This window comes from Sphingomonas jinjuensis, assembly GCF_014197105.1.
Taxonomy (GTDB): Bacteria; Pseudomonadota; Alphaproteobacteria; order Sphingomonadales; family Sphingomonadaceae; genus Sphingomonas; species Sphingomonas jinjuensis.
This window is the reverse complement of record NZ_JACIEV010000006.1, coordinates 212090-223746: the sequence shown is the minus strand read 5'-3', so window position 1 is coordinate 223746 and position 11657 is coordinate 212090. Positions and strand designations below refer to the sequence as shown.

The window sequence follows — 11657 nt, the reverse complement described above, 5'->3', positions numbered from 1 at the left end:
GTCGATCGAGGAGAATACCCCTCCACCCCGGCTGCGCCGCGGTCCCCCTCCCCCTCCGGGGGAGGAATAGCGACACTCCCTCACAACCCCTTTGCCGCTTCCAGCACCGCCTCCGCGTGGCCAGGCACGCGCACCTTGCGCCAGGCCCTGGCCAGCTTGCCCTCGGCGTCGAACAGGAAGGTCGCGCGCTCGATCCCCATATATGTTCGGCCGTACATCGACTTTTCGCCCCACACGCCAAAGGCGTCGCACGCCGCGCCGCTCCCGTCGCTCGCCAGCGTCACGCCGAGCGCGTGCTTGGCCGCGAACTTGGCGTGGCTAGCGGGCGAATCCTTCGAGATGCCGAGCACGCTGCACCCCAGCGCCGCGAAGGCATCGCCCAGCGCGGTAAAGTCCTGCGCCTCGCGGGTGCAGCCCGAGGTATCGTCCTTGGGATAGAAATAGATCGCCGCCGGCAGCGGCAGATCGGTCAGCCGCAGCGGCGTGCCCTCGACGCCCGTCACCGTCACCGCCGGCATCGCCGTACCTTCATCCATCGCTCGCTCCCGTCGCCAGGGCCCAGGCCCGCGCCACCTCCTGACGCGTCGTCGCCAGGCTTTCAACCACCGCCGGCCAGCCTTCCGCCCCCACGGCGCGTGCGATCAGCGCGCAGGTCGCAGCGTCGGGCTCGGCGGCATCGGGTGCCAGCAGGCGACTGGCGACGAGCAGCCGGGTGAGAAAGTCGAGCGCCGCCGGCATCGCCGGCGACATCAGCCCCTGCTCCGCCAGCGCGGCGATCGCCTTATCCAGATGGGGGTCGAAGCCGGCCCGGTTCGTCAGCTGGACGACATGGACGGCGAATTCCAGGTCGACCAGCCCGCCGGGCGCCAGCTTGGCGTCGAGCGGCCCCGCCGGCGGCTTGTGCCGCGCCATCTCGGCACGCATCGCCACCGCCTCCGCCGCCACGTCGCGCGCCGGCCGCTCGCCGCCGAGCACCGCGTCGATCACCGCTTGCGTCGCAGTTCGCGCCGCTGCCGATCCGAACACCGGCCGCGCCCGGGTCAGCGCCATATGCTCCCACGTCCACGCCTCCTCGCGCTGATAGCGGGCGAAGGAGTCGACGCTGACGACCAGCGGCCCCTGCGTCCCCGACGGCCGCAGCCGCGTGTCGATGGGATAGAGCGGCCCCGCCGCGGTCGGCACCGACAGCGCCGCCGTCAGCCGCTGCGCCAGCCGATTGTAATACAGCGTCGCGCCGAGCGGCTTGGCGCCGTCGGACTCGGCAGAAAAATCGCCGGTGAACAGATAGATCAGGTCGAGGTCCGACGCATGCGTCAACGCCGCACCGCCCATCCGGCCCAGCGCCAGGACGATGAACTCGCTGCCCGGCACCGCGCCGTGGCTGCGCGCGAACTCCTCGATCGTCGCCGCCGCCAGCGTCTCGATCGCCGCTTCGGCGACGCGCGCATAGCCCGCCGATACGTCGAGCGGATCGGCGGCACCCACGACGATCTGCGTCCCCAGCGCGAACCGCTTTTCTCCCACGACGCGGCGGACATGGTCGAGCCGCGCCTGGTAATCGCCCGCATCGCCGCCCTGCATCGCCGCGACCAGCTCGGCAACGCTGCCTACGGGTGCGAAGGCGCTGGCGTCGACCAGTCCGTCGAGCAGCGCCGGCCGCCGCGCCAGCTCGTCCGCCAGCGGCGGCGCATGCGCCAGGATCGCGACGAGCTGCTCGGCCAGTCCCTCGCGCGCCTGCAGCAGGCGCAGCGCATTGATCGCGCTCGGCAATTTCTCCAGCAATCGGTCCAGCCGCATCGTCGCCGCCGCCTGGTCGGGTGCCGCCGCCAGCGCGGTGACGAGCGTCGGCAACACCGCCTCCAGCGCGTCGCGCGCGGCACTGCTACGCAGCGCGGGATAGCGACCCGTCCGCCACTCGGCGATCCGCGTGGCGGTTTGCGCGGCCTCGTCGATCCCCGCCGCAGCCAGCGCCTCGACCAGCGCCGCCTCGTCGCGCGGTAGGCCGTCGGTGGCGCCGTCGTCGAGCCGATCGTAGATCGCACCGACCCGCCGCACCGGCTCGTCGAGCAACGCCAGCAGCGCGGCACCATCGTCTAGCCCATGGAGCCGCGCGACATTGTCGAGCGCGGCGCCGGTCGGCAGCGTATGGGTCTGGCGATCGTCGACCATCTGGACCCGATGCTCGATCGTCCGCAACAGCGTATAGGCGTCCGCCAGGTCGCGGGCCTCGCCGGCGTCGATCATCCCCGCCTCGGCCAGCCGTGCCAGCGCGTCACGCGTCGCCGGCGCGCGCAGCGTTGGATCGCGCCCGCCATGGATCAGCTGATGGACCTGCGCGAAGAACTCGACCTCGCGGATCCCGCCGCGCCCGCGCTTCAGGTCGAAGCCTGCCGCCAGCGCCTGCCCCGATGCATAGTGATTGCGGATGCGCCGCGACACTTCGCGGATCTCGGCGATCGCGCCATAGTCGAGCCCGCGCCGCCACACGAAGGGGCGGATCGCATCCAGGAACCGCCGCCCCAGCGCCATGTCCCCCGCCGCCGCACGCGCGCGGATGAAGGCGGCGCGCTCCCACGGCAGCGCCTGCGATTCATAATAGCCGATCGCCGCATCGACCGGCAGCGCGATCGGTGTCATCTCGGGCGAGGGCCGCAGCCGCAGGTCGACGCGCAGCACATAGCCGTCGGCATCGCGCGCCTGCAGCAGCTCGACGACCCGCTTGCCGATCCGCACCGCCGCCTCCTGCGGATCCTCGCGCGGACGATGCGGCAGCGTCGCCGGATCGAAGATCAGGATCGGGTCGATATCCGACGAGTAGTTCAGCTCCGCGGAGCCCTGCTTGCCGAGCGCAATCGCCGCGAAGCCGCGCGATTCGGCTTCGGGGGTCCGCTCCTGGATCGCGGTGCGGATCGCGAGATCGAGCGCATGGTCTGCGAAGCGCGTCAGCGCCGCCGTGACCTCGGTCAGGTCGAGCACCCCCGCCAGATCCCCGATCGCCACCGCGGTCGCCAGCGTCCGCCGCTGCCACCGCAACCGCCGCGAAACCGGTTCGTCCAGCGCCAGCGTCTCGACATCGAGAGCGATGTCGCCCCCCTGCAAACGTTCGCGCAACCCCGGGTCGCGCCCCAGCTGCATCGCGAGAAAGGGCGAATGCGCTTCGGCCCTGCGCAGCGCATCGGTGATCTTCTGTCCCGGATTGGTCACGCGCAGCGACAAAAACAAAATGTCAAGCGAAACATCGGCGCCCCCCGGCCGTTCTATACCGCATGAGCAACGTCGCCACCATGTCTACTGCCCCCAAGCAGCACGACTATATCGTCCGCGCCCCGCGCGCGACCGACGGCATCGGCAAGACGCTGCGCAACGCCTTCGGTGCGCCGGCGCTATCCGCCGATATGATGCTGATGCTGCAAAGGCTGGACGCAAAGCATTAATCGCCGACGCAGCCGATAGAGCGAGCTCGCCTCACCAAAATACCGCGTCGTCCCGGCCTTGAGCCGGGATCCATGTCGCCCTAAACGACTGATTATGTAGAGAGCCGCCAAGCGGCCAAATGAATCCCGGATCGAGTCCGGGATGACGCACTAAGCTGAATCGACCTGCGAAACCCTCACCGCCCCCGGCTGAGCTCGTCGACCTCACCCATGATCGTGTCGAGCGCGGTCTTGCTCGTATCGGTCTCATGACTGCGGCGCGACGGCAGCGAGCCTTCGCTCAGGATTGCCTCGAGCGCGACGCGGCCACGCGCGACGCGACTCTTTATCGTACCCACCGCGACCTGGCAGATCTCGGCCGCCTCTTCATAGGCAAAGCCGCCCGCACCGACCAAAATCAGCGCCTCGCGCTGCGGCTGCGGCAAATGCATCAACGCCCGCTGCATGTCGCCGAGCTCGACGTGACGGTCCTGGCTCGCCGGTGCCGCCAGGATGCGATCGGCGACCAAATCGTCCCACTCGCCCTTGAACCGGGCGCGGCGCATCTGGCTAAGGTACAGATTACGCAGGATGATGAAGGTCCAGGCACGCATGTTGGTGCCGGCCTGGAAACGCTGCCGCGCGGCCCATGCCTTGAGCAGCGTTTCCTGCACCAGATCGTCCGCGAGGTCTCGGCTGCCCGACAACGAGCGACCGAACGCACGCAGGTGCGGAATCACCTGTGCGAGCTGGGTCTTGAACTCGGGATCGCTGAGCGCGACGTGCTCGACCGGCGGCGACGTGTCGATGTCGTCGTCATCCTGGTCGTGGTCGACACGCGAGACAGGCTGGGTCATCAAATTCCGATCGGACGCGGAGCGCGTGGAGGAAAGATAGGGCGTTGTCGCGCTCGTTGCCAGTGCGGCCGTCTCCATCCCGTATCGCTTACAAATAATTGAACAGGATGAAGAATACCACGACGACCAACACCAGGGAAAAGCCCAGGATATAGCGCGTCATCCCCGGCGTCGTGCCGGCGCGCGCCTCGTCGGTGTCGAGCTCGATCTTGTCGTTACGGTCAGCCATGTCGCATCAACCCCCGAAAGACGTTTTGGGTCCGTAACTGTGGGAACCCGCCGGTCAGGCGGGAACCGTCGCCTGGTCGAAGAACAGCGCCTGGCTGATCGCCGCCTTCACCGTCGACCGCTGGAACGGCTTGGTGATCAGGAACGTCGGCTCCGGCCGCTCGCCGGTGAGCAGTCGCTCCGGGAAGGCGGTAATGAAGATCACCGGCACCTCGAATTCGGCCAGGATATCCTTGACCGCGTCGATGCCCGAGCTGTCGTCGGCGAGCTGGATGTCCGCGAGCACCAGGCCGGGCCGATCCTCCATCGCCAGCGCCACCGCCTCGTCGCGGGTCACGGCGACGCCGGTCACGTCATGGCCCAGGTCGCGCACGATCGTCTCGATATCCATCGCGATGATCGGCTCGTCTTCGATGATGAGCACGCGGGCGCGCGTCTGCTTCTCGATCTCGGCCAGCGCCTCGGCGACCAGGCTCTCGACCTCGCTGGTATCGACCTCGATCAGATAGGCCGCGTCTTCGGGCGTAAAGCCTTCCATCGCGGTCAGCAGCAGCGCCTGGCGCGACAGCGGGGTCATCCGCGCCAGTCGGGCGCGCGCCACCGCCTCATGCCCCTCGCCGTCGGTATCGGCGGCGCTGGTCGCCTGCTCGCCGTCGACGTTCGCCGACGTCCAGATGCCCTGGAACATGCGATAGAGGCCCAGGCGGGGATCGACGTCGCGCGGAAATTCCTCCGGCGCCGCCACGATCGCCTCCAGCGTGGCGCGGACATACTTGTCACCCTGCGCCTGACTGCCGGTCAGCGCGCGGCCATAGCGGCGCAGAAAGGGCAAATGCGGTGCGAGTTGCTGGCCAAGCGACATAAGAGACGACGACTCCCCAATTAATTCCAGACAACCGCCTGTATGGCGGTGCGAATGATGGCAATGATCGGCTGCCCCTGCCGACGACGAAAACCCGCTCCCCGCTAGCGTTCGGGAATTTTCGCGCACTGCGGGGAACCATCGAAGCGAGATTTGGTTTCATTGCCGAGATCATGCATTGCGCACGACTGAAACGGCCGGCGCGCTGCGAAAGCTGCGTCGACGACTGTCATCCAGGGGCGCTCAGGGGGATTGATGCGTTTTGGCCGAAGATAAGGACAAGAACACGCCGCCGCGTACCTCTTCTGAGTCGAAGACGCCGAACCGGGATCGCGATGCCGGGTCCGCGCTGCGTTCGGCCTATCAGAAGACCGTCGACGAGCAGATTCCGGACGAGATGCTCGACCTGTTGAGCAAGCTCTCCTAGTCCGCGGTCGATGGCGACCGCACCCTCCTCCCCCACCCCGGCCTCGCAGACCGCACCCGCCCTGTCGTTCGCGCGGCTGACGACGGGTGCGAAGCTGTTCCTGATCCTCAGCGCCGCGCTGCTGCCGCTGGCGTTGATCGCGGTCATCGCCACCCTCCAGACGAGCCGCCTCGCCGATGCCGAGGCGCGGGCACGGCTGCGCGTCGCCGCGAACGAAAGCGCACGGTCGATCTCGATCGAACTGATCGGCGACATGACCGCGCTGCGAGCGGCGGTGAACGCGCTGGCCCAGGATCCCGCCGACGCGCCCAGCTGCGCCCGTGTACAGGGTGTCTTCGCGCAGCAGGCCAGCATCGGCACGCGTTTCTCGATCCTCGATCGCCAGGGCCGCTCGCTGTGCGGCGATCCGGGGGTCGCCGCCGCCACGATCAACCGCGGCGAGCCGATCGGGTCGACGATCATCGCGAACCGCGGCCTGATCCTCGAGGTGCCGGGCGGCCGCGGCAGCCCCAGCGCGCGCGTCTTCTTCCCGCGCGCTTTCCTGGCACAGCTCGGATCACCGGAGAGCAAGGCGGTGCCGATCAGCAGCGCGCTCGTCGACGGCACCGACCAGCTTCAGCTATCCGCGATCGACGGGCTCGGTCCGCTCGATCGCGTCGAATCGATCGAGGCCGACCTCGGCGTCGGCGGGCTGAAACTGCGCACCTCGACTCGCTCGGCGCCGATCACCTCCTCGCTCGTGATCGCGCTGATGCTGCCGCTCGTGATGTGGGCGCTGGCGGCCGGGATCGGCTGGTTCGTCGTCGATCGCATGCTCATCCGGCCGCTCCAGCGGCTGCGCACGAGCGTCGCGCGGTTCACGCCCGGTGACGAGATTGACGTTGGCGCCGCACGCGCGATGCCGGCGCAGGAGATCCGCGAACTCGGCGACACCTTCCGCGCGATCAGCCGCACCGTCGCGCTGCACGAGGCCGGGCTTGCCGAAGGCCTCGTCCGCCAGACCAAGCTGACGCGCGAAGTCCATCATCGCGTGAAGAACAACCTCCAGGTCATTTCCAGCCTGATCAACTTCCACGCGCGCGGCGCGCCCAGCGGCGATGCGACCAACGCCTATGCCTCGATCCAGCGCCGGGTTGATGCGCTGGCGGTCGTCCACCGCAACCACTTCGCCGAGATGGAGGAGAATCGCGGCCTCAACCTGCGCCCCGTGATCGGCGAATTGGCGAGCAACATTCGCGCCACCGCGCCGGCCGGGTCCAGCATCGGCATCGCGCTCGACATCGATCCCTTCCTCGTCAACCAGGATGTCGGCGTCGCCGTCGCCTTCCTGGTGACCGAGGGCATCGAGCTGGCGATGAACGTCGATCCCGCGGCGCAGGTCCGGGTCGCGATCAAGCCGGCCGATGGCGAAAAGCGTGCCGTGCTTCGCCTCGTCTCCCGCGCCTTCGTCGAAAGCGATCGGCTGCGCGAACTCGCCTCGACCCGCTACGGCCGGGTCATGGAAGGTCTCTCGCGCCAGCTGCGCGCACCGCTCCATCACGATCCCCTGACGGGCGCGTACGAGATCATGCTGACGGTACTGGGCCGCGACTAAAAAATTTTCGCGGGCGCTGGAACCTGGGGCAAGTTTCGCCGTTCCTACCTTCGGATCGCGATCTTATGCCCCCCCGCTCTCGCGATCCACGCAATAGGCCCGGAAGCATCCACCCTCCCCCCCCGGTGATGCTTTCGGGCCTTTAACGTTCTGGGTATCCCCACATCGATCAATGCGCAGACGGAACGATCTTCGGACGTGGCGCATTGCACCCGTGGCATTCACGCCCGTTTGAAGGAGGTTTCGATGCGTAAGCTGGTTGGAATGGCGATCGTCGCTGGCGCGCTGATGGTCAGCGCTTGCAACACCGTCGAGGGCGTCGGCAAGGACGTCAAGTCGGCGGGCGACACCGTCGCCAAGACCGCGGACAAGTCGAAGTAAGCGGCTCCCCGCCCTACCGACGACGGAAAAAAACCCTCGTGCCGGGATACCGGCGCGGGGGTTTTGCTATTCGGGGGGATCGCGGTCGGCCGGCTCGATCAGCGCCTGGCCGCTTCGTCCTTCACCGCGGCCGGGACGGGGCAACCGCCCGCCTCGCGATAGACGGTGTAATAGCCCTTCGCCGGCGGCATCTCGCCAAGCTTGCGCGGCGTCGCCTTGGACGGCGCCGGCTTGCGCACACGATCGGTATGGCGGGCGCACGCCTCGTCGGTCAGCTTGGGCAGTTTCAATGGCTGGGCATGCGCCGCGATCGGCAAGGCCAGCAGGGCAAGAAGCGGCACGTGACGCATCGTCATCATCCTTCGTCCGTCGTTCCAACGCAGATAGCCGCCCACGGGGCCATGGCGATCACTCGAGAATGTGCATCCACAACGGCGCCCCGGCAAGGCTCTGCGAGCCGCGCAGCTTCTCCAGCGCCTGCGCCACGCTGCGTTCCGGCCCCTCGTGGGTGACGATCGCGACGATCACGCTGCCGTCACCATGGGTGCCGCGCTGGATCAGGCTTTCGATCGACACTCCTGCATCGCGCATCGCCGCGGCGATCTCAGCGAGCACGCCGACGCGATCCTCGACGGTGAAGCGCAGATAGGCGCGGCCGCGGCGCTCGCCGGGATCGGCGGCGGCCATCGCCACCAGCGACGCCGCGGGCATGGCATAGGGCGGCCCATATTCGCCGCGCGCGATGTCGATCAGGTCGGCGACCACCGCGCTCGCAGTCGGTCCGTCGCCGGCGCCGCGCCCCTGGAACAGCAGGCGGCCGACGAAATTACCCTCGGCCACCACCGCGTTGAGCGACCCCGTGACGCTGGCGAGCGGATGGTCGAGCGGCACCAGATGCGGATGGACACGCTGGAACAGGCCATTGGCCCCAGCCTCGGCGACGCCGACCAGGCGGACGCGATAGCCCAGCGCCGCCGCCTCGGCGATGTCGGCGGCGATCACCCGGCGGATGCCGTCGGCCGCCACCGCCTCGAACGCCGGCTGCGTGCCGAACGCGATGCTGGCCAGGATCGACAGCTTGTGCGCCGCATCGACGCCGTCGATGTCAAAGCTGGGGTCGGCCTCAGCATAGCCCAGCGCCTGCGCCTCGGCGAGCACCTCGGCGAAATCCCGGCCCTCCGCTTCCATCTTCGACAGGATGAAATTGCAGGTGCCGTTGAGGATGCCATAGACGCGGGCGATCTCGTTCGCCGCGGCGCCCTCGCGCAGCCCCTTGATGACGGGGATGCCACCGGCCACCGCCGCTTCGAACTTCAACGGCACGCGCGCCGCCTCCGCCGCCTGCGCCAGCTCCAGGCCATGATGCGCCAGCATCGCCTTGTTCGCGGTCACGAAGCCCTTGCCCGCCGCCAGCGTGTTGCGTGCCAGCGTCAACGCCGGGCCATCGGAGCCGCCGATCAGTTCGACGACGACGTCGGCATCGTCCCGCGTCGCCAGCGTCGAGGTGTCGTCGACCCAGGCGAAGCGCGACAGGTCAACGCCGCGGTCCTTCGCGCGATCGCGCGCCGATATCGCGACGATCTCGATCGGACGCCCGGCCCGCCGGGTGATGAGGTCGCGGTTCGCATCGAGCAACCGGACGACACCGCCGCCGACCGTACCCAAGCCCGCCAGTGCCACCCGCAACGTTTCGGCCATGTCTCGCCCCTTCTAGTCGCGCGCCTGATGGGGAGAAGGCGGGGGCCTGGTCAAGGGGGCACCACGACGAGAAGCCTTGTCCCCTCCCCACGTCTTCTGCCACCCTGCCGCGCATGACCAGAACCTCTCCAGCCGAACTGACCCTGCGCGGCATCCTGCTCGGCGGCGCGATCACGCTGATCTTCACCGCGGCGAACGCCTATCTCGGGCTGAAGGTGGGGCTGACCTTCGCCACCTCGATCCCCGCCGCGGTGATCTCGATGGCCATTCTGCGGCTGCTGCCCGGCTCGACGATCCTCGAAAACAACATCGTCCAGACCATCGCGTCGGCCGCCGGCACCCTGGCGGCGATCGTGTTCGTGCTGCCGGGGCTGGTGATGGTCGGCTGGTGGAACGGCTTCCCGTTCGTCACGACGGCGGGGATCACGATGCTGGGCGGCATCCTGGGCGTCATGTTCTCGGTGCCGTTGCGCCGCGCGCTCGTCGTGAACGGCGACCTGCCCTATCCCGAAGGCCGCGCTGCCGCCGAGGTGCTGATCGCCGGTTCCAACGACAGCCAGGGCGCGGTGGAAAGCCGCCTCGGCCTCAACGCGCTGGTCGCCGGCAGCATCGCGTCGGCGCTGTTCGCCATCCTCACCCAGTTGAAGCTGGCGGTGGCGGAGGCGGCGACCTGGTTCCGCGTCGGCGCCGGCGCAACCGGCATCGCCGCCGGGCTGTCGTTCGCCTTGTTCGGCATCGGCCATCTCGTCGGCCTGTCGGTCGGCATGGCCCAGCTCGTCGGTCTCGTCACCGGCTGGTTCATCCTCCTGCCCCACCTCACCGCGATCCAGCCGCTGCCCGGCGGCGCGGAGGAATGGGCGAGCACGATCTTCCGCCAGGACGTGCGTTTCTTCGGCGCCGGCGTGATCGGCGTCGCCGCGATCTGGACGCTGCTCAAGATCGCCGGGCCGGTGCTCGGCGGCATCCGCAGCGCGCTCGCCGCATCGAAGGCGCGCGGCAACGGCGAAGTGCTGGCGCTCGAAGAGCAGGACCTGCCGATCGGCGTCGTCGCCGGCGGCGCGCTCGCGCTGCTGTTGCCGATCGGCTGGCTGCTCTGGAGCACGCTGGCGGGCGGACCGCTCGCCGGTGCCGCGGCGATGCTCGTCGCCGGCGCGCTGGTGTTCGTCGCGGTCGTCGGGCTGATGATCGCGGCGGTGACGGGCTACATGGCCGGCCTGATCGGCGCGTCCAATTCACCCGTGTCGGGAATCGGTATCCTGTCCGTCCTCGGTTCCTCGCTGCTGCTGATCGGGCTGGTCGGGCGCGACGTGCCCGCCGACACGACGCAGGCGCTCGTCGCCTTCGCGCTGATCGTCACGGGGCTCGTCTTCGGCATCGCCACGATCGCGAACGACAATCTCCAGGATCTGAAGACCGGCCAGCTGGTCGGCGCGACGCCGTGGAAGCAGCAGGTCGCGCTCATCATCGGCGTCGTCTTCGGCAGCATCGTCATACCGCCGGTGCTCGACCTGCTCAACACCGCCTTCGGCTTCGCCGGCGCGCCGGGCGCCGGGCCGGAAGCGCTGGCGGCGCCCCAGGCCGGACTGATCTCGGCGCTGGCGAAGGGCGTGCTCGGCGGCGGCCTCAACGCCGCGATGCTCGGCTGGGGCGCATTGGCCGGCGTGATCTTCATCGTGCTCGACGAAATACTGGGCAAAACGGGCCGTCTCCGCCTCCCGCCCCTCGCAGTAGGTATCGGCATCTACCTGCCGATGTCGGCGATCCTGCCCGTGGTGATCGGATCGGTGCTCGGCCATATCTACGAGCGCTGGGCCGATCGCCAGCGTGCCGCCGAACTGGCCAAGCGCCTCGGTGTGCTGCTGGCGACCGGCATGATCGTCGGCGAGAGCCTTTGGCAGGTGGTCTTCGCCGGTATCGTCGCCGCCACCGGCAGCGATGCGCCGCTGGCGATCGTCGGGCCAGGTTTCGCGCCGGTGGCGCTGATCGGCGGGACGCTGGTGTTCGCCGCCGTGGTCGCCTGGCTCTACGCCCGCACGCGGGCGGCAGCACGCAGCCAGTGAGGGGCGCCGGGCGGATGATTGTCGACCGAATGCCCTGAGCTTGTCGCGATCCTCACCCGATGAAGGACGCCAAGGCTCCCCCTGCCCGTCATCCCGGCCTTGAGCCGGGATCCATCGGGCGGCAAGCGACTCAGACT

12 protein-coding genes are annotated in these 11657 nt (G+C 68.9%); 5 read left to right on the top strand and 7 right to left on the bottom strand.

Going from position 1 to position 11657, the window contains the following annotated elements; all coding sequences use genetic code 11:
- Positions 1-80: 80 nt before the first annotated feature.
- Together GGQ80_RS11875 and GGQ80_RS11870 are read right to left on the bottom strand one after the other, a co-directional pair.
- Positions 81-536 carry a peroxiredoxin gene (locus tag GGQ80_RS11875; RefSeq protein WP_183985042.1) on the bottom strand — a complete coding sequence of 152 codons (456 nt, stop codon included), beginning with the start codon at positions 534-536 and terminating at the stop codon, positions 81-83.
- Positions 529-3135, bottom strand: coding sequence for a bifunctional [glutamine synthetase] adenylyltransferase/[glutamine synthetase]-adenylyl-L-tyrosine phosphorylase (locus GGQ80_RS11870; protein ID WP_183985167.1), 2607 nt, complete (start codon positions 3133-3135; stop codon positions 529-531). Before GGQ80_RS11870 ends, GGQ80_RS11875 begins: the two co-directional genes overlap by 8 nt.
- Before the next feature lie 131 nt (positions 3136-3266).
- On the opposite strand from GGQ80_RS11870, the gene GGQ80_RS11865 reads away from it, so the two are divergent.
- Complete coding sequence (locus GGQ80_RS11865; protein ID WP_183985041.1) at positions 3267-3434, top strand: hypothetical protein; 168 nt, start codon at positions 3267-3269, stop codon at positions 3432-3434.
- A gap of 176 nt (positions 3435-3610) precedes the next feature.
- Here GGQ80_RS11865 and GGQ80_RS11860 read toward each other — a convergent pair whose 3' ends face one another.
- From GGQ80_RS11860 to GGQ80_RS11850, 3 genes are all read right to left on the bottom strand, one after another.
- Positions 3611-4270: a sigma-70 family RNA polymerase sigma factor gene (locus GGQ80_RS11860; protein WP_183985039.1), complete on the bottom strand. Its 660-nt coding sequence runs from the start codon at positions 4268-4270 to the stop codon at positions 3611-3613.
- Between the two features lie 88 nt (positions 4271-4358).
- Positions 4359-4499 carry a hypothetical protein gene (locus tag GGQ80_RS11855; RefSeq protein ID WP_183985037.1) on the bottom strand — a complete coding sequence of 47 codons (141 nt, stop codon included), beginning with the start codon at positions 4497-4499 and terminating at the stop codon, positions 4359-4361.
- Positions 4500-4553: 54 nt separating this feature from the next.
- A complete protein-coding gene (locus tag GGQ80_RS11850; RefSeq protein WP_183985035.1) occupies positions 4554-5360 on the bottom strand; it encodes a response regulator in 807 nt (268 codons plus the stop codon).
- Between the two features lie 262 nt (positions 5361-5622).
- Between GGQ80_RS11850 and GGQ80_RS11845 the strand changes: the two genes are divergently transcribed.
- The 3 genes from GGQ80_RS11845 to GGQ80_RS11835 all read left to right on the top strand — a co-directional run bounded on the left by GGQ80_RS11845 (position 5623) and on the right by GGQ80_RS11835 (position 7762).
- On the top strand, positions 5623-5787 hold the full coding sequence (locus GGQ80_RS11845) for a NepR family anti-sigma factor (protein ID WP_183985033.1): 165 nt from the start codon (positions 5623-5625) through the stop codon (positions 5785-5787).
- Positions 5788-5797: 10 nt separating this feature from the next.
- Complete coding sequence (locus GGQ80_RS11840) at positions 5798-7381, top strand: sensor histidine kinase (RefSeq protein ID WP_183985031.1); 1584 nt, start codon at positions 5798-5800, stop codon at positions 7379-7381.
- Positions 7382-7627: 246 nt separating this feature from the next.
- Entirely contained in the window at positions 7628-7762 is a 135-nt protein-coding gene (locus GGQ80_RS11835) for an entericidin A/B family lipoprotein (RefSeq protein ID WP_183985029.1), read from the top strand.
- Between the two features lie 98 nt (positions 7763-7860).
- On the opposite strand, the gene GGQ80_RS11830 is transcribed toward GGQ80_RS11835, so the two are convergent.
- Entirely contained in the window at positions 7861-8112 is a 252-nt protein-coding gene (locus GGQ80_RS11830) for a hypothetical protein (protein ID WP_183985027.1), read from the bottom strand.
- 58 nt (positions 8113-8170) lie between these two features.
- Positions 8171-9460 carry a homoserine dehydrogenase gene (locus tag GGQ80_RS11825; RefSeq protein ID WP_183985025.1) on the bottom strand — a complete coding sequence of 430 codons (1290 nt, stop codon included), beginning with the start codon at positions 9458-9460 and terminating at the stop codon, positions 8171-8173.
- A gap of 113 nt (positions 9461-9573) precedes the next feature.
- On the opposite strand from GGQ80_RS11825, the gene GGQ80_RS11820 reads away from it, so the two are divergent.
- A complete protein-coding gene (locus GGQ80_RS11820) occupies positions 9574-11520 on the top strand; it encodes an OPT family oligopeptide transporter (protein ID WP_183985023.1) in 1947 nt (648 codons plus the stop codon).
- The last annotated feature ends 137 nt before the right edge of the window (positions 11521-11657 follow it).